The 18,327-nt window shown below is 42.1% G+C and carries 19 protein-coding genes and 1 tRNA gene; 19 read left to right on the forward strand and 1 reads right to left on the reverse strand.

Annotated features, from left to right (window positions below):
- The first annotated feature begins 8 nt into the window (after nt 1–8).
- The 11 genes from IKB69_RS06150 to IKB69_RS06200 all read left to right on the forward strand — a co-directional run bounded on the left by IKB69_RS06150 (nt 9) and on the right by IKB69_RS06200 (nt 9,771).
- Nucleotides 9–1,259 (forward strand): serine hydroxymethyltransferase, encoded by a 1,251-nt coding sequence (locus IKB69_RS06150; protein ID WP_290947404.1) that lies wholly within the window; start codon nt 9–11, stop codon nt 1,257–1,259.
- A 9-nt stretch (nt 1,260–1,268) separates the two neighbouring features.
- Nucleotides 1,269–1,811: a DUF1882 domain-containing protein gene (locus tag IKB69_RS06155; RefSeq protein ID WP_290947407.1), complete on the forward strand. Its 543-nt coding sequence runs from the start codon at nt 1,269–1,271 to the stop codon at nt 1,809–1,811.
- A gap of 16 nt (nt 1,812–1,827) precedes the next feature.
- A complete protein-coding gene (locus tag IKB69_RS06160; protein ID WP_290947411.1) occupies nt 1,828–2,679 on the forward strand; it encodes an SPOR domain-containing protein in 852 nt (283 codons plus the stop codon).
- A gap of 47 nt (nt 2,680–2,726) precedes the next feature.
- Nucleotides 2,727–2,802, forward strand: a tRNA-Glu gene (locus IKB69_RS06165).
- Between the two features lie 257 nt (nt 2,803–3,059).
- Nucleotides 3,060–3,509, forward strand: a complete 450-nt coding sequence (gene flgB, locus IKB69_RS06170; RefSeq protein ID WP_290947414.1) for a flagellar basal body rod protein FlgB — start codon at nt 3,060–3,062, stop codon at nt 3,507–3,509.
- 10 nt (nt 3,510–3,519) lie between these two features.
- Nucleotides 3,520–4,014, forward strand: a complete 495-nt coding sequence (flgC, locus tag IKB69_RS06175) for a flagellar basal body rod protein FlgC (RefSeq protein ID WP_290947417.1) — start codon at nt 3,520–3,522, stop codon at nt 4,012–4,014.
- A gap of 80 nt (nt 4,015–4,094) precedes the next feature.
- Nucleotides 4,095–4,409 (forward strand): flagellar hook-basal body complex protein FliE, encoded by a 315-nt coding sequence (gene fliE / locus IKB69_RS06180; protein ID WP_290947420.1) that lies wholly within the window; start codon nt 4,095–4,097, stop codon nt 4,407–4,409.
- 19 nt (nt 4,410–4,428) lie between these two features.
- A complete protein-coding gene (locus IKB69_RS06185) occupies nt 4,429–6,201 on the forward strand; it encodes a penicillin-binding protein 2 (RefSeq protein ID WP_290947423.1) in 1,773 nt (590 codons plus the stop codon).
- Complete coding sequence (locus IKB69_RS06190; protein WP_290947426.1) at nt 6,198–6,977, forward strand: hypothetical protein; 780 nt, start codon at nt 6,198–6,200, stop codon at nt 6,975–6,977. The genes IKB69_RS06185 and IKB69_RS06190 overlap by 4 nt, the downstream gene beginning before the upstream one ends.
- A gap of 9 nt (nt 6,978–6,986) precedes the next feature.
- Entirely contained in the window at nt 6,987–7,400 is a 414-nt protein-coding gene (locus IKB69_RS06195) for a type II secretion system protein (protein WP_290947429.1), read from the forward strand.
- A 139-nt stretch (nt 7,401–7,539) separates the two neighbouring features.
- A complete protein-coding gene (locus IKB69_RS06200) occupies nt 7,540–9,771 on the forward strand; it encodes a TonB-dependent receptor (protein WP_290947432.1) in 2,232 nt (743 codons plus the stop codon).
- 46 nt (nt 9,772–9,817) lie between these two features.
- Here the strand turns inward: IKB69_RS06200 and IKB69_RS06205 are convergent, their stop codons facing one another.
- Entirely contained in the window at nt 9,818–10,729 is a 912-nt protein-coding gene (locus IKB69_RS06205; protein ID WP_290947435.1) for an NAD(P)H-dependent glycerol-3-phosphate dehydrogenase, read from the reverse strand.
- A 176-nt stretch (nt 10,730–10,905) separates the two neighbouring features.
- Here IKB69_RS06205 and argF point away from each other — a divergent pair, with 176 nt between their 5' ends.
- The 8 genes from argF to IKB69_RS06245 all read left to right on the forward strand — a co-directional run bounded on the left by argF (nt 10,906) and on the right by IKB69_RS06245 (nt 18,320).
- On the forward strand, nt 10,906–11,925 hold the full coding sequence (argF, locus tag IKB69_RS06210; protein WP_290947438.1) for an ornithine carbamoyltransferase: 1,020 nt from the start codon (nt 10,906–10,908) through the stop codon (nt 11,923–11,925).
- On the forward strand, nt 11,901–12,347 hold the full coding sequence (locus IKB69_RS06215; protein WP_290947441.1) for a DUF2603 domain-containing protein: 447 nt from the start codon (nt 11,901–11,903) through the stop codon (nt 12,345–12,347). The genes argF and IKB69_RS06215 overlap by 25 nt, the downstream gene beginning before the upstream one ends.
- Nucleotides 12,344–13,741: an oxygen-independent coproporphyrinogen III oxidase gene (hemN, locus tag IKB69_RS06220; RefSeq protein ID WP_290947444.1), complete on the forward strand. Its 1,398-nt coding sequence runs from the start codon at nt 12,344–12,346 to the stop codon at nt 13,739–13,741. Before IKB69_RS06215 ends, hemN begins: the two co-directional genes overlap by 4 nt.
- A complete protein-coding gene (locus IKB69_RS06225; RefSeq protein WP_290947447.1) occupies nt 13,738–15,054 on the forward strand; it encodes a (Fe-S)-binding protein in 1,317 nt (438 codons plus the stop codon). The genes hemN and IKB69_RS06225 overlap by 4 nt, the downstream gene beginning before the upstream one ends.
- A gap of 33 nt (nt 15,055–15,087) precedes the next feature.
- The gene (locus tag IKB69_RS06230; protein ID WP_290947450.1) at nt 15,088–16,806 is read left to right on the forward strand and encodes a hypothetical protein; all 1,719 of its coding nucleotides are present in this window, start codon (nt 15,088–15,090) and stop codon (nt 16,804–16,806) included.
- A gap of 61 nt (nt 16,807–16,867) precedes the next feature.
- Nucleotides 16,868–17,062 carry a hypothetical protein gene (locus tag IKB69_RS06235; protein WP_290947453.1) on the forward strand — a complete coding sequence of 65 codons (195 nt, stop codon included), beginning with the start codon at nt 16,868–16,870 and terminating at the stop codon, nt 17,060–17,062.
- Complete coding sequence (locus tag IKB69_RS06240) at nt 17,059–17,439, forward strand: type II toxin-antitoxin system death-on-curing family toxin (protein WP_290947456.1); 381 nt, start codon at nt 17,059–17,061, stop codon at nt 17,437–17,439. Before IKB69_RS06235 ends, IKB69_RS06240 begins: the two co-directional genes overlap by 4 nt.
- Nucleotides 17,439–18,320: a hypothetical protein gene (locus IKB69_RS06245; RefSeq protein ID WP_290947459.1), complete on the forward strand. Its 882-nt coding sequence runs from the start codon at nt 17,439–17,441 to the stop codon at nt 18,318–18,320. The genes IKB69_RS06240 and IKB69_RS06245 overlap by 1 nt, the downstream gene beginning before the upstream one ends.
- The last annotated feature ends 7 nt before the right edge of the window (nt 18,321–18,327 follow it).

Below are 18,327 nucleotides of genomic sequence, written 5' to 3' on the forward strand. Positions count from 1 at the left end.
GAGTTATAATGAGCTATGAGATAGAACGAGTTGATGCAGAGATTTATAATCTTATCAACGCGGAACTTACGCGCCAAAATGAGCATTTAGAGATGATTGCCAGTGAGAATTACACCTTTCCAGCAGTTATGGAAGCTATGGGTAGTGTGCTGACAAACAAATATGCTGAAGGCTATCCCAATAAGCGGTATTATGGGGGCTGTGAATTTGTCGATGCGATAGAATCTATAGCCATTGAGCGAGCCAAAAAGCTCTTTGGCGCGAAATTTGCCAATGTACAGCCACACTCTGGCAGCCAAGCAAACGGCGCAGTCTATAATGCACTACTTAAACCTTATGACAAGATTCTAGGTATGGATCTAAGCCACGGTGGACATCTTACGCACGGCGCGAAAGTGAGTATTACAGGGCAGATTTATCAAAGCTTTTTTTATGGCGTGGAGCTAGATGGTAGGATTAATTACGACAAGCTACGCCAAAGTGCGCTACTTGTGAAGCCAAAAATTTTAGTATGTGGCTTTTCTGCCTATACAAGAGAGCTAGATTTTGCCAAGTTTAGGGAGATTGCTGATGAAGTGGGTGCGATTTTGATGGCAGATATTGCTCATATCGCTGGGCTTGTGTGCGCAGGTGAATACCCCAACCCTCTCCCCCACTGCGACATAGTGACTTCCACAACACATAAAACATTGCGCGGTCCTAGAGGAGGGCTTATCCTGACAAATGATGAAGACATTGCCAATAAGATCAATAAAAGCGTATTCCCGGGCTTGCAAGGTGGACCGCTTATGCATATTATCGCAGGCAAAGCTGTAGGTTTTAAGGAGAATTTAAAGCCTGAGTGGAAGACTTATGCTAAACAGGTCAAGGCAAACATTGGCAAGATGGCTGAAGTGCTTGTAACTAGAGGGTATGATTTGGTGAGTGGCGGAAGCGATAATCATCTTATTTTACTAAGCTTTTTATCAAAAGATTTTAGTGGGAAAGACGCAGACATTGCACTAGGCAATGCTGGAATCACGGTAAATAAAAACACTGTGCCTGGCGAAAAACGAAGTCCATTTGTAACAAGTGGTATCCGCATAGGCTCTCCAGCACTGACAGCTAGAGGTATGAAAGAAGCAGAGTTTGAATGGATAGCACACAAAATCGCTGATATTTTAGATAATATTACCGATACAAAACTCCAGGAGAGTATAAAAGCGGAAATCAAGGAGCTAAATAGAGGGTTTGTGGTTTATCAAAAGCCCATTTTTTAAGGACGCAATATGACGGAAATGGAATTAAAGCTCATCAAAATGCACAGCGCGTTTTACTTCAAGAAGCTTGATGGTCTTGGTCAAAAGGTGCATTATAATGGGCGTTTGCTATTTGATAAATTCCAGCGCGTCAATAGTATCCTTACAAGCCAAATTATTAGAGATCACTTCGCACGCAAAATCATCATAGCCCATAGCTTGATTTTACCCGGTGATAAGGTAGAAAATATCGTATTTGATTATAATGGTAGAAGCCCTGATCGTTTCTATCACAAAGCACAGCTACTCTTGCGTGATGAAGGCTTTATCAACTTCACTGCATACAATACAAAAACTCCGGGTCATTTACATTTATATATCCATAAGGGACACACAGATTTGAGCGAAGGGCAGAGACTTGCGCGCACGCTTTCACTAAAACTTGGGCAAAAAATGCCACTTGAATGGCGCGTCTTTCCTAATCTTGATTTACCAAGAGACTTTAATATACTTGTTGTGCCCTATGAGGTTTATGCCAAGGAGCGTGGAGCTTCGTGGGCTAGACATATGTAACTAAGGAGAGTATAGTATGGAAGAAAGACAAGAATTAAGCGAAATCCTGCTAGGCAATAGCAAGCAGTCTTCAAGTGGAAAAAAAGCTGTATTTGTTGTCATAGCAGCGATTGTTATTGTAATTGTTGTGGTGTTTTTGGTGTGGAAGTTTCTCATCACTAAAGAAGAGCCACTACCCCAGCCAAAAATTATCGACACAGATGCGATGAAACCAGCAGATGATTTATTTAGTGGCAATTTTGGCACGCTAGATTTTGGGCAAGACATAAATAGCAGTGTGCCAGAACCTGTTGATACATATGGTGTGCCATCTATGCCACAAGATTTGAATTTAGGCTTTGAGCAAGAGCCCATCAATGCTCCTGATGACAAGACTAGCACTGATATTGATAGCGCACTTAATAACATTGAAGAAGTGATTGCTCAAGCTCCTAAGGTTACACCCAAGATAGAATCTAACCCCAAGCCTCAAACTCCTAAGCCGACAGAAAAGCCAAAACAAGAAGCATTAATAAAAAAAGCTCCAGAAGCTCCCAAACCGGCAACTAAACCTGCTACAGAGACACCCAAGATAGAATCTAACCCCAAGCCTCAAACTCCTAAGCCTAGTAGCACACCGACTCAATCTAATGGATCTGCGCCTACGCAAGGATTCTATTGGCAAGTTGGCGCGTTTGAAAAAGAGCCAAATGCAGAGTTTTTAGCACTGATTAAGAAGTATTCTTACAGAATTCAGCATATTGTCTTAGACAATAAACCAAATACGCGCTATCTCTTAGGACCATACAAGAGCAAAGCCCAAGCCCCAAGTCGCGAAGAGATAGCAAAGATTTTTAAAGAAAATCCAACGCCCCTTGAAATCCCATAATTTTGGGGTTTGGATTCTACAAATTCTTCTATAAACACTTTTCATAAGACCCTTTCATCTAGCGGTCAAGGATACTGCCCTTTCTAGGCAGTCACGGAAGTTCGAATCTTTCAAGGGTCGCCATCATTATAGCTTCATATTAAAATCATATTAAGTTCTCAAGCCAAACTCCGCCGAGATAGAATCTCAAAATTAGTTCTAGAGCTTTTGTGTTCTCTAAGTAGATTGCTTCACAAATCCTAAAGTGTTTGCTCGCAATGACAAAGAGCTAAAATCTAGTAAAGTCTCAAATATTAGATTCTATGTGTATAGAATCTAAAGCACCCAATATGGAATCAAATTTGCTTATAACGAGATGAAAAAGCCCCTAAGGAGTATAAATGATTTCTTTTGCGGTAGAGTCTAAAGTCTATTCTCTAGCATACAAGGCATTGGATTTTCGTTCTTTGCGACAAGATTTGATAGCAGGCAATATTGCTAATCAAAATACACCATTTTACCGCCCGAGAGATATAGAATTTACACAAATGCTAGCACTAGAGCAAGCAGAGATTCTTGAGCATAAAAAGCCGCCAATCTTGCATATAGCGCAGACAAAACCTAAGCATTTTAACCTAGACGATAGTCGCACTTCGCGTCATATTTACAAGCCTGATATGTTTTTCCGCGATGGGCATTTGGCAAGAAATGATGGCAATAGCGTGGATTTAGATATTGAGACGACAGAGCTTGGGAAAAATTCTGTTGTCTATCAGGGGCTAACCACCGCACTAAAAAAGCATAAAGGCATTTTAAATTACGCCATCGAAGCTGGTAAAAATATTTCATAAGGAGTAGGCTATGAACTTTTTCAACTCATTTGATATTAGCGGCTATGGGTTATCGGCTCAAAGAATCCGAGCCAACCTAATCTCTGCCAATATTGCTAATGCAAATACTACGCGCACTGATGAAGGCGGACCTTATAGGCGACAAATGATTTCATTCCGCGCATTTGACTTCAATAAAACTCTCAACCAAAAGCTTGAGAAAAACTCTAATGGTATAGAGTATGAAGACCCACTGAATGAAGGAGATTTAGGCAAAACTCCAAAGCCTGCTATAATGGGTGTTTATATCGATAAAATTGTGCGTGATGATCGTGCGCCGATTATGAAATATGAGCCAAACCATCCTGATGCAAACTCCGAAGGTTATGTGGCATACCCCAATATCAATCCCGTTGTAGAAATGGCGGATCTCATTGAAGCTACAAGGGCTTATCAAGCCAATGTTGCAGCGTTTCAAAGCGCGAAAACTATGGCTGGAAATGCGATTTTAATGATGCAAGCATAATGACTAAGAAGCATAGAGTAAATTGAGTAAAGTTACAAAAAACCGATATAATACACAAGATCACAAGCACGGAGAATACAATGGATGAGATTAAGACAATTAGCTTAAATCAAGCGCTTTCTACTACAAGCTCTACAAAGTCTCCCCGTGTCGCTGGGGATGGGAGTGTATCAAATGGAGAGTTCTCAAAGCTTTTGAAAAAGTCCATTGATGAGCTTAATCAAGTCCAAGAAACATCCGACAAAGCTCTTGCCGATATGGCAAGCGGGCAACTCAAAGATCTTCATCAAGCAGCTATTGCCATAGGCAAAGCAGAAACAAGTATGAAGCTTATGCTAGAAGTACGCAACAAGGCTTTAAGCGCATATAAAGAGATTTTACGCACCCAGGTGTAGTTGATTTAGATTCTCGCGCATGCAGTCAGAAAAATCTCGCAGGATTCTTGTTTTTTTTCTACTGCTTTTGGTTGGGCTTATTGTCTTTTTGGCTGTTGTGTATTTTAAGGTCGTTTTACCCCGTAAAATGCCTACTTTAATCATCACCAAGTCTGATATTGCTGTGCGTGGAAGCATTTATACCAAAGACAATTACTCTCTTGCGCGGAGCAAAAAGCTCTATAAGCTAAGCTTCAATCCACGCTCAATAGACCCGGATAAAAAAGAACTTTTCATCAAACTTCTAGAAATATACAGCCACATACCAAAATCCAAGATTTTAGAAGCTTTCGCCCAAACAAACTATACCACACTCTCTTATACCATAAGCCCCAACACTGCCGCTAATCTCAAAGCCCTTAATGGCAAACTGCTGGCTTATGATGTTTTCAAAGAGTATGAAGACAATAATGGCAAGCTTGTGCAAAAAATTGGACTTAGTATCGAAGTGAGCGGGATAGATAGGGAATACCCTTATGCAGACTTACTAGAACCTATTGTAGGCTACACAAAAAAGGAGCAAGAGCTCGGGCTCACAATTCCAAAAGGTGTCGATGGTATCGAAAAATCGCAAGACTCTGTTCTTAAAGCAGTGAGCCACGGGAAAATATCAGGTAGGCGCGACATAGGGTTTAATATCATTCAAAGCAAAGGCGCACTTCAGCAAAAGCGTTACGATGGCTTTGATGTGGTACTAGGCATTCCGCTTAAATTCCAGCAAAAGCTAGAATCTATCTTAGATGATGCCATTAGAGAATTTGACTCAGATGAAGTGATCGCGGGCGTGCTACACCCAAAAACAGGACAGATTCTAGCCCTAGCCACCTCCAATCGCTTCAATCCAAAAGCCATACGCAAGCAAGACTACACGAGCCTAAAAATCCGCGCGATAGAATCCTTTGAGCCCGGTAGCACGATTAAGCCCCTAGTCTACGCCCTATTGCTGGAGAAAAAGCTCATTAACCCTCTAAGTCCTATTGACTTAAACGATGGCTACTATCGCGTAGGACGATATATCATCAAAGATGACTCCATAATGCCCAAAAATCCCACGATAGAAGATGTCTTGTTACGATCAAGCAATGTAGGAATGGTCAAACTCTCAATGCTACTTAGTGGGAGAGAGTTTTATGATGGGCTCAAAGCATTTGGGTTAGCGCAGATTACAGGGGTTGATCTGCCTTACGAAAAAGATGGCATAATCCCATCCGTACGTGAGCTAAGCCAAGAATCTTCCGCGGCGAAGGCTTCAGTGTCTTATGGCTATCGCGTGCGCGTTACCTTTATGCAGCTTTTGCGCTCTTATGGGGCATTTGTTAATGGTGGATACTTGGTTACACCTCATATTACGCAGCATTTTATCGCTCAAGATGACTCCATCTATGTCTCCAATCTGCAAGCCCCAAAGCGCGCGATCTCTAGCACCACCGCACAAAAGATGCAAGAGCTACTCATCAAAGTTGTAGATTCTGGCACGGGTAAGGCAGCAAGAGTGGAGGAAATTATAGTCGGTGGGAAAACAGGCACAGCGCGCGTAGTTTCATCATCTGGAGGGTATGGCGAGACTTATAACGGCTCATTTTTTGGCTTTGCAAAAGATGATGAAAATGCCTATGTCATAGGTGTAGTAACCTTTGGCTCATCTGGGCAACATTACTATGGCTCACAAACTTCTGCACCTGTTTTCCAAAAAATCGCTAAAGAGCTTATCACTCAAGGATATCTTAAACCAATCAAAAAGGATAAAAAATGACCCAATACATTCGCTCACCGCGCGCTCATATTTTGCGCTTGCTTGCTTTTAGCACACTTTGTTTAGGTAGCTATGCAAACGCACTAGATTCTAAGCAGCTAGAATCTACTCTAGAAGCACAAGGGCTCTCTACCAAAGTCGCACTGACCCAAGACTCTGGCTTACAAGGATTATCCTTTGTCGTGGTAGAGCAAGAAGGTGGGCTTTGGATACCACTACTAGCAAATGATAGTGGCAAAATCGCCCTAGGCATATCGCAAAATTTAATCTTTACCACAGATGAGAATTTTAAAGCAAAGCTTGAAACACTTTTGCAAAAGGTAAGCCTAAACAATAAGCAAATCGTTGATAAGGGTGTGCTCGAAGTATTCAAACAGCACCCAAATAGCACGATCACCATCACCAATAAAGCAGCTAAATATACAACCTACATCGTGCTTGACCCTAACTGCCCATACTGCAGAGCTGAAGTAGAAAAACTTGAAGAGTATGCCAAGGATTCTACACTTAAGATTATGGTTGTAGGCATTATCGAGCAAAGCTCCATAAACAAAGCAGCAGCATTTGCCAAGCTTATCCAAGACGCTAAGACAAAGAATGAGCAAATATCGGTGTTAAAAAAGGTATTTAATAAGAGCTTTGACCCAAGTAGCGTGCGCTTTGATGAAGCAACAGAGCAAGGGAATATTAGTTCTACTCTTCTAATAATGGGTCTAAAGCTGCGAAAGGCAGGCTTGCAAGGTGTGCCCCATATCATCAAAGAGCCTATAAAGTAGATTCTATCTATGCGCTTAAGGGCGTTTAGTATGATTGAGCTAGTGTTTGTGATCGCAGTGATTGGTGTGCTAAGTGCCGCATTTATCAAGCAGCTAGATTTTGGCAAGAAAGCTTGCTATACCAAGCTAGCCCACACACTAGCTTCTATGCAAGAGCAGCTATCTATCGTGTATGCGCGCCACAGCCTGCTAGCCACTATACCCACAGAGGCTGAAGTGCGCGCACTTATCCAAGCTCACGCACTAGAATCCCCGCAGTGTCGCATAGGTTTTGTGCGCAATCGCTTCCGTGCAGAAGTAGCAGGTGTAGGAACAAACTTCACACTAGAGCCAAGTGATTTTAGTATCCAACCATCGTTTAAATGCGCATTTTCCAACAATATTGTCTGCAGAGAAATCCTACTACGCATCAAAAAGTTATAACTAATTGACTCTAGAATCCAAATAGATTTTTCTTTACTTGACTATATAAATATTACTTATATACTAAAATTAATACTGAGGTAAGAATAAAATTTATATAATCATATCAGTGTAAAATCTATTAGTTAAAGGCGAGAGAATGATAAAGCCTGTGTGCGTACTCTCTTGTATCCTGCTAGCAAGTGATCTTGACGCACAAGTCTTACACACCACATCTCCACAAGAGCAAAAACTACTTCAAGCAGTTACCACTATTACCACAAAGCTCCCAACTACCATAGAGCAAGCTCCGGGTAATACCACCATAATCAACAAGCACGATATTACAATCCGCCCAAACTATCGCTTCACTGACACCCTACAAGGCTATGAGGGAGTGCTTCAACCTAAGGGCAGAGGGCTAGAAACCTTTGATGGAGCGATGATTCGAGGTATTAACAATGGCGCACTACTTATGGTTGATGGTGTGGTGTTAAATGATATTAATAACAACACCAAAATGCTCACTGCTATGCGCGCTCACGATTTGGAGCGTGTGGAAATTACGCGTGGAGCTAGCTCGGCTCTGTATGGTTCCGGAGCACTTAGTGGTGTAATCAACTTCATCACCGCTATGCCAGATTCTCTAGCAGTATATGGAAGCCTAGGCTATGGAAATCCATTTAGTACAAATGGAGCACCAGAGAATCTAACAAATTGGTATCTAAGCGTGGGGGATAGCTTTTTTAACAAAGTTCTGCGGATTAAAGCTACCTATGGCGGAAGCTTCTCTAGTGGCTATAGCGCAGATAACGCGTGGGTTAATACAAGCGACAATGGCATAGATAACTTAAGCGGAGCTATGCCATCGCACAAAACTGATGGCACGCCGATCCTAATCGTAGGTGATATGGGACACCAGCGATATAACACACACGATGCTAGAATCAAAGCGCAAGCAGACATTGGGACAAGTGGCGTGCTAGATGCGTGGGTGCAGTACTCCAGCTACAACTATATCCATCACCGCCAGCAAAGCTTCTTACGGGATCATTCTGGTAGCGTGGCGTGGGGCAATAAGACAAGTGGCTTTACAAACTCTAATGCTAATGGTAGCGCACCTTATGCGTATGTGGGCGGTATGGGCAATGAGCGTTATAACCAAGTGATCTCTGCCCTAAGCTATAAACACTACTTCCGCAATAATCTTTGGCACACGAGCCTAAACCACATCTATGGCAATGACATTTGGGCAGGTCCTAGTAGCGGGGCTTCTCCCTTTGGAGGAGCAGGGAGTAAGCAAGACCACCACTATAATACCACAAACTTTGAAAGCTACTTCGCACTGTACTTTTCTAAGCACCACAGCCTACTCTTTGGCACGCAAAATCGGCTAAGTAACTACAAGCAAAATGCCTATAATCTTAGTGATTGGCGCAACTTTTCCTCTACTACCGCGCTTGCTAAAACAATCACAGGAGCGCATAATTTCCTGGGCGTGTTTTTGCACTATCAAGGGCAGTTTGGCAAATATCTTAGCACGGGGCTTAGTGGGCGATGGGACTTATGGCAGGGCTTTAACTATACAGACACTACCAAACCCAATGCACCAAATGCCACGCATAATCAGTTCTCACCAAAGTTTTCGCTAAATTTTACGCCATTTTCCAATAATTATGCGACAACTATTATCAAAGCTTCAGGGGGTAGCTCATTTCGCGCGCCAACCTTTAGCCAAAAATTCCGCGACTATGTACGCAATGATGGCGCCCAAACTTCTGGCAATCCCAACCTAAAGCCAGAAGAACTATATAGCTATGATATAGGACTGGAGCAAGCCATCTTTCTAAAATCTAACTTTAATGCACAACTCAAGCTCTACTATTTTGATAGCTTTTTCACTAATGCCATAACAACCATAGGCAAAAATTTAGAAAATGCCCAAAGAGCGCGCATAAATGGCATAGAGCTATCATATAGGCAAAAGCTTTTTGGCTATGGCGGATTGTTTGCAAGCTATACATTTTATAATGCCAAGCTCACCCAAGATCTAGTATCAAATAGTCAAGTAATAACAGCAGGTAATCGCTTGCCCGGGGTCCCAGAGCATTCAGGCTATGTGCAACTCTACTACGATGATAGCAAAGTCCTTGGCTCTTTATCGTGTGAGATGGCAAGCAAGCGGTATAAGGATTTAGCTAATATAAGCCAGAAAGTATGGGGCGTGTATTCTAGCAATGATGCCTACTATTTGCTTGATATGCGATTAGGATATAGAATGAAGTATCTTGAGCTAAGTGCTAATCTCACAAATTTACTAGATTACAAATACTACTCTTACTATCGTGCACCGGGCAGGGCATTCTACCTAGAAGTGGCGAGTAGATTCTAGGCTAGCTTTCAGTAGGCACCTGTTTCTTTGTAGCAAAGCTAAATTACTAGTCTCTTTGCGCCATAAGAGCTAGTATCCCCTCCTTACAAGCCTTGCCATCTAAAATCTGCACCACTTCATTGACAATGGGCGTGTAGATATTTTTACGCATAGCGATCGTGTGAATAGCACGCGCCGTGCGCACTCCTTCAGCCACTTCACCTATCTCTTCTAGCACGCTTTGCAATGCCCTACCCCGTGCAAGTCCTAGCCCCACGCGATAATTACGCGAGAGTGTTGAGCCAGCTGTCAAAAACAAATCCCCAGAGCCAGATAACCCCAAAAATGTCTCTGTCTTTGCTCCAAAAACCTGCCCAAATCGCTCCATCTCCACAAGCCCGCGCGCAAGCAAAGCGGCTTTAGCATTGTTGCCAAGCATTAAGCCATCGCTTATCCCCCCAGCAATAGCTATGACATTTTTATACGCCCCTGCGATCTCTGCACCTACTAAATCATCTCCCACATAAGTTTTCATAAATGCTGGAAAAAGTGTGCTAAAACTTTGGGCGATAAGTGGATCTCGCGCGTGGATAGCTATAGCGCAAGGTAGGCATTGGCGCACTTCTTTAGCAAAGCTTGGACCACTTAGTGCGCAAATCTTACTAGAATCCAAAAACTCCCCAGCAATCTCATGCACAAATGCCCCACTCTCTTCTTCTATGCCTTTTGAAGCAAAGAGATAGCGCGCATTTGGATTTCGTGGAATTGTGGCAAGAAAGTCGCGCAAATATGCCACGCTAATGGCAATCACCACAAGATTTTGTGTGCAAGCTTCTTCTAAGTCAACTTGCCGAATCGCAAAAGGCGTGTCCCAAGCAACATCTAACTTACGGCGTGAAAAAATCTGCACTTCTTGCTTATGCGCCAAAGCAAAAGCAAGCGCACTTCCCCACGCTCCACCACCACATACACTAATCATTGATCCACCTAATGTATTATTTGTGCTTATATTATAAACAAATTCCTAACACTTATGTGCAAGTTACAGGCAACTAGATATTAAGGCATTGATAGCAAACTAAGCAGTATTTTAGTGATTATTAAGTATATTTGAGCCTTCACACATCAATTTGGCTAAAGCTTCAAGGGATCTATATGCGACATTTTCTCACGCTCAAGGACTTTACTAAAGCAGAGCTTTATGAAATTATCGCGCTAGCTTTCGTGCATAAAAGAGCGAAATCCAACTTTAAGGACTTTGTGCCAGCACATTTACAAAAGGCTAGCTTACGCGATAAAAATGTCGCCTTAATTTTTGAGAAGCCCTCCACGCGCACGCGCGTGAGCTTTGAGGCAGGTATCAACCAGCTAGGCGGTAGGGCGATTGTGCTTATGGGCAAAGATACGCAAATCGGGCGTGGAGAGCCAATTAGCGATACAGCAAGAGTGCTTAGTGGTATGGTAGATATGGTGATGGTGCGCACATTCTACCAAGAGACTTTAGAAGAGCTTGCGCGCTTTAGCACCATCCCCGTAATAAATGGGCTCACAGACTCCTACCACCCAACCCAAGTGCTAGCAGATGTGCTCACAATGATTGAGTGTGGATTCTACCTTGATGATTTTTCACACTACTATGCCAATTTCACAAACGAGAATCCAAACACCCCAAAGCTCCCATCTCGTGTAGATTCTCCCATAGTCGCCTATATCGGCGATGGGAACAATATGGCACACTCGTGGCTTAATTGCGCGGCGATTTTGGGGCTAGATTTTAGGCTTGCTACACCTAAGGGCTATGAAGCACAAGCCAGCGTGCTAGCTTGTGCAAAAGAGCTTGCCAAGCACTCACAAGCTACAATCACTTGCACAAATGATCCAATCCAAGCGACAATGGGCGCGCATATCATCATCACTGACACTTGGGTATCAATGGGGCAAGAAGAGCAAAAGCAACGCAAACTCCAAGAGTTTGCAGGATTCTGTGTCGATAGCACACTTATGCGCCACGCGGATTCTAGGGCAATATTCTTACACTGCCTGCCAGCGTATCGCGGCTATGAGGTAAGCAATGAAGTCATCGAGAGTACGCAGAGCCAAGTGTGGCTAGAAGCACATAATCGACTCTATATCCAGCAAGGAATTATGCTATGGTTACTAGCTCAAAACAACTAAATACAGCGCAAATTTTCCATTCCAATAATCTTGCTAAAGCAAGTAAAATCTCTGACACGCAAATGTTGCTTAGTTTAGAAAAAGGCGAGTTTAATCCGCAAGAGGCGTGGCTTATCGAAGATGATGATGGGCAAGAGTATGTCGTAATTCCACAAAACATTTTAAAGCATATTATCGGTATTATCCGCACTGCCCACGAAGAGAAGCTCTACCTAGAACTCTCGCGCGATATTAGTCAAAATATCCCCATAGATTTTGATGATGTGATGGCAGTAGCACTTGAAAACATAGAGTCTAAACGCCTGCCCGATGGCTCTTTGCCCAAAATCAATACTAAATCCCTTGTCAAAACGATTAAAAAACAATATCCCAATCTCTTTCTCTCGCTATCAGAGCGATTTCTCTCAAAGGGTATGCGATGAAAGTAGATTCTAGTACTTCCATAGACTTTGCATTTTTAGCGCGCTACTCCACACAAGCACCGCGCTACACTAGCTACCCAACAGCCGTAGAATTCACACAAGACTTCAGCTATGAAGATCTAAAACAAGCCTTTATAAGAAATGATGAGAAAGCCAAGCAGGATTCTACCCCGCTCTCACTCTATGTGCATTTGCCATTTTGTCGCAGTGCTTGCTACTTTTGTGGTTGCAATGTTATCTATACAAGCAAAGAAGACAAGAAAGATCGCTATATAGGATATCTACAAAAGGAGCTAGCGATTTTATCAAGCCTGCTAGATACCAAGCGCGAAGTGGTGCAGTTGCACTTTGGCGGAGGGACACCAAGCTTTTTTGATGAGAAACAATTAGCGCGTGTGATAGAGCTTGTGCGCGAGACATTTCCAAATTTTGCAACCAATGCTGAGGTGAGTTGCGAGATTGATCCTAGGTATTTTACAGACGAGCAGATGCAAGCCCTGCGCGCAGGTGGGTTTAACCGCCTAAGCTTTGGCGTGCAAGACTTTGATGAAAGAGTGCAAGAAGCAGTGCATAGATTCCAAAGTGTGGAGCTTGTACAAAGGGCTGTAACTATCGCTAGAAATGCCAATATTAACTCTATCAACTTTGATCTCATCTATGGCTTGCCTTATCAAAGCGTGGAGAGTTTTATGCAGACATTAGAAAAGGTAGTAACTCTAAATCCAGACCGCCTAGCGATCTTCAACTACGCCCATATCCCGTGGATGAAAAAGACTATGCGCAAAATCGATGAAAGCGCGCTACCAAGTCCAAAAACTAAGCTTGAGATCCTAAAATCTACCATTGATTTTCTTATACAAAAGGACTATGCGATGATTGGTATGGATCACTTTGCCAAAAAAAGCGATGAGCTCTATCTCGCGCTAGAGTCTCACTCTTTACGCCGAAATTTCCAAGGTTACACAACACGCGGATTTTCACAAACTATTGGCATAGGGCTGACTTCTATCGGTGAAGGCTATGATTATTACGCGCAAAACACCAAAGACCTAGCCGCATATGAAAAAGCCATTGATGAAGGTAGGCTACCACTTGAGAGAGGTATTAACCTAAGTCAAGAAGACATACTGCGCAAAAGTGTCATTATGGAACTTATGAATAATCTACGCATAGAATTTGCACCCTTTAAACAGCAGTGGGGAATTGACTTTGCTAAGCATTTTGACAAAGAGCTTGCAAGCCTACAAGAATACCTTGAGCTAGGTATTTTGATCCATAATGAAAAGGGTCTTTACACCACGCCCACAGGAGCAATGCTTATCCGCAATATCACTATGGTATTTGACACCTACTTGGCTAAATCTCAAAAGCGCGCCTTTAGCAAGACAATATGATAGATTTTAGCTCAATCGCCCAAGCGTGTGTAAAATGCGGGAAATGTATCCCTACTTGCACGATTTATCAAATCCATAGAGAAGAAGTAACTTCACCTAGAGGGTATTTGGATCTAGTGGGAGCATATGCTAGAGGTGAGCTTACGCTTGATAAGCTTACAAAGGAGTATTTTGAGTCCTGTTTCTTGTGCACTACTTGTGTGCAAGCTTGCCCATCAAATCTTAGTGTCGATGTAGCCATTGAGCAAATCCGCATAGATATAGCCAAGCAATATGGAATTGCTTGGTATAAAAGAGTGTATTTTTTCTTGCTTAAACATCGCAAGCTTATGGATATGGTCTTTCGCGTGGTAGCCTTTGTCTCGCCGTGTGTTTTTAAGCAAAATTCTCAGGGAAATACCCTGCCTTTTAGCAAGCGCGTAGTCTTCCCCTTTGCCAAAAAAAGCTTCCTTAATACCCACTTCGGGCTTATCCCAGCCACCACACCCAAATCCCAGAATCTAGCGCATAATAAAGTAGCAATTTTTATCGGCTGCTTGGCGAACTATAATTACCAAAATGTTGGCACAAGCTTGCTAAAAATCCTAGATAGGTTAGGCATTGACGCGCTTGTGCCTAGCCAAGAATGCTGCGGTGCACCAGCATTTTTCACTGGGGATATCGCAAGCGTGCTAGAGCTCATTAAGCGCAATATCGAGTATTTTGAGAGCTTTATCGATGAAGTTGATGCGATCTTAATCCCAGAGGCAACTTGCGCGGCTATGCTTATGCACGATTGGGAGAACGCCCTAAAGCGCGATGAGCAAGCCAGCACGCTGATCACGCGCCTACATAAGCTTACAAGCAAAATGGCTATGGCAAGCCAGTGGCTCTATCACCACACCACTCTTGCCACCCTACTAGAATCTAAAAGTGCGCAAGGTACATCGGCTAAAATAGATTCTAGTGGCGCAGCCACCATCACCTACCACGACCCTTGCCACGCCAAAAAGGTGCTAAAAATCCACCGCGAGCCTAGAGCCTTGCTAGCAAAATCGCACCGCATTATAGAGATGAGCGAGCCAGATAGATGCTGTGGCTTTGGCGGGGTGAGTATGCAAAGTGATCGCTACAAGCTAACACTACAAGCTGGCGCACCAAAGGCACAGATGATAGCTAGCACGCAAGCTCAAATTGTTAGCGCAGAGTGTAGCGCGTGTAGAATGCAGCTTACCAACTCCCTAGCCCAAGCACAAGTAAAAACGGAGTTTATGCACCCTTTAGAGCTAATCGCTAGCGATTTAGACTCTTGCACTTTAGCCCCCCAACTCTAGCCCCAAAGAGCCGACCCACACCAAAGGATCCCAATGTATCCCCTGAATCTCCCCGAAGAAGAGCTTAAAAACAAAGTGGCAGCTGATTTTTTCAGCCCAAATCCACAGAGTGAAAATTTAAAGCTAGACAAAGAGCAAAGGTCCCTTTTGAAAAGCCTAGATTCTACGCAGATTCTAGGCAAAATTGATTTTTGCATAAGCTATAACGCAAAGACACTTTTCCAGCCTATAAACTTTTTGTGGGCAGAAGCCAAAAAGGGCAATAAGGCAGATATTATAGAATCTTTTATCCAGCTAATCCTAACCATAGGCAAGGAAAAAACTTATGAAAACAATCTCCCGCCCATTTTCTTAGGAGCTTTTGATTGTGAGAAAATCGCCTTTATCCCCTACCACGAGCTAGATTCTATCTTCACACAAAATGACTTTAATTGGAATGTAACGCCAAGTAAGCACGACACAAAAGAGTTTAAGACACTCCACGCCCTAGCAAAAGAGCTTTTAGAATCTAAAAAATTGCAATTTAACTTCAAAAGCGATACCAAAGAATTACAATCTTTCATACAAGCAAACTTCACGCTAAATAACGAAAACATCGCCAAAATCCCCATAACCAAAAACAACTTCACCACCATTTATCAAAAGTGGCTTACAAGCGTAGCCCCTAGCATTAGCATAGACTTTGAGGCAGAAAAGCCCGATATCCTAAGCAGTGATTTCTACCTAGCTGATTTGCTTAGTGAAAACAACAACACAAAGGCGATTTTAGACTCTCTTAGAGTCTTGCTACAAAGCGACTTTTATAAAGTTAAGCTTGAAAAACGCGCAAATAGCACAAGCTTTAATTTCACAGAATTTGGCTTTAGTGATAATCAAAAAGCCCACACAGCCTTTTGGAATCTCTATGAGAGACCGCCCAAAGAAGAGTATTGGAGCCATATCATAGAGCGGAGAGACTTGCTAGTGCCTAGCGACATCAGGGAGCGAAAGGGGGCGTTTTTCACTCCGCAAATTTGGGTAGGCAAAGCCCAAAGCTACCTAGAAAAAGCCTTAGGTGAAAACTATCAAAGCGAGTATTATATTTGGGATTGTGCCGCAGGGACAGGCAATCTGCTTGCCAACCTTACAGAATCCCACAGACTCTATGCTTCTACCTTAGATAAAGCTGATGTAGAGATTATGCAAGAGCTTTCAAGTGAAAACGCCCTGCACCTACTGCCAAAGCATATTTTTCAATTTGACTTTTTAAATGATGAGTTTTTTGACAAGCCTTGTGATAAACATACTAAAAATGGACTAGATTCTAAATGCCCTCATTGCGTAGAATCTAAACTGCCAAAATCCCTGCAAGAGATTCTAAAAAATGATGAAAAACGCAAAAAACTCATTATCTTTATCAATCCACCCTATGCGGAAGCCACTTCGGGCACGACACCAGCAGGCACAGGCAAAAATAAAGATGGCGTAGCCTTAGGCAATGCCACTTATGAACGCTACAAAGATTCTATGGGGAAGGCGAGCAATGAGCTTTTCGCACAATTTTTTATAAGAATCTACAATGAGATTCCACACTGCCACCTAGCTGCTTTTTCAAAGCTTAAATATGTCAATTCTAGTAACTTCATAAAATTTAGAGAGACTTTTCAAGCAAAGTTTTTAAAAGGCTTTATCGCTCCAGCTTACACCTTTGATAATGTCAAGGGAAACTTCCCCATAGGCTTTTTAGTGTGGGATTTAAGCCAAAAAGAATAGTAATAAGCTAAAGCACAAATATTTTTGCTAGAATCCAAAAAATACATTAAGGAGTAAGAAAATGACTTTAATACTAGAAAATGTAGATTCTAAACTTTTGCAAGTGATTGAAAGCCTAAAAGGCTTAAAAAGTGATTTAGAGATTATCAAAGAGCCAGAATCTAAAAGCGATTTTGAAAGTGTAAGAGAGCAGTTACAAGCCAAACTACAAGACCCAGAGATTCGCTCAGTATTTGAAAGACTAAAAGATAAATGAGATATTTAAGCTTACAAGAAGTGCAAAAAATCCACGATGATATGCTAGGCGATATAGGCGGATTAAAAGGAGTAAACCCTAAGCAAATCGCCCTTTTGGATTCTGCTTTAACACAAATCCAAAATGATGATTATTACCCAAGCTTTATAGACAAACTTACGCATTTAATGTTTGCTTGTGTGAAGTTCCACCCCTTTGCAGATGGTAATAAACGCACCGCATTGCTGATAGGCGATGCGTTTATAATGCTAAATCACAAAGCGACACCAAAGGACTTCTACCAAAAGCTAGAAGATGTAATTGTAAGCGTAGCAAGTGATGAGATAAGCAAAGATGAGTTAGCACAAATCTTAAGTGCTATGCTAAAAGGGATTTAATGAAAAGCAGCATAACCCTAGATATTTTTAATGAAAATGGTGCGAGTTTAGGGAAAAAGAGATTCTATACAACGCTAGATAATAGAGAGAGTATCAACAAGTGGATTAAGCAATATGATGATAAGGCGGTTACAGAAATGTCATATATGTGTAATCCCTCTCCAGATTTTCAACACAATAGCCAACTCTATATTTCACAAAAGAAAGGAATTGAGCATTTTAATTTTTTCAAACTCTTTAAAAATAATCTTATCGTGGGAGCTGTCTATTTCTCTGTCCGTCATTGTATCAAAGCCACTTGGATAAATGATAGAGACCAGTTTCTAGCCCCAAATAAAAAATGGGAGAAGGATACAGAGTTTCAAAACGACTGCCTTGCCTTTATGCTATTTCACGGACAAAATAGAATCACTTGCAAAGAGGGTGTAAATCACTTTATCCCATTTAGCGAAAAAGATATAGACGCACAAGAAGCCTTTGAATCTCATTTTATGCAAGACTTTTTGCAGGGCAAAATCAAGCAAGATTCTAAAAGCACTGATAGTAAAAGTCTTTTTAACGATGAGCTAGAATCTACCTTTATCCCCACAAAACCACTAGAGTTTAGCGATGAAGCAAAAGAAGTGCTACAAGCAGGAAAAGAGCTTTTCAAGCACTACCACAAACAAACACGAGATTCTAAAGACTATAACGCAAACGCCGCACTCTATGACATCAAAGCCCACTTTCAAGGCTTTAATGATAAAGGCAAAATGAACCTCCCCCAAAAAGCCCAAGATGAAGCCTATAAAGAAAGATTAAGCGCACTCAACTACGCCCTAAAAAACTTAGCCAAAAAGATAGAAGTAAAAGTCTATGAATACGCCTTTTTGCTCCCATAAGCTTTGC

It is taken from the genome of Helicobacter sp. (assembly GCF_017502485.1).
Lineage (GTDB): Bacteria > Campylobacterota > Campylobacteria > Campylobacterales > Helicobacteraceae > Helicobacter_B.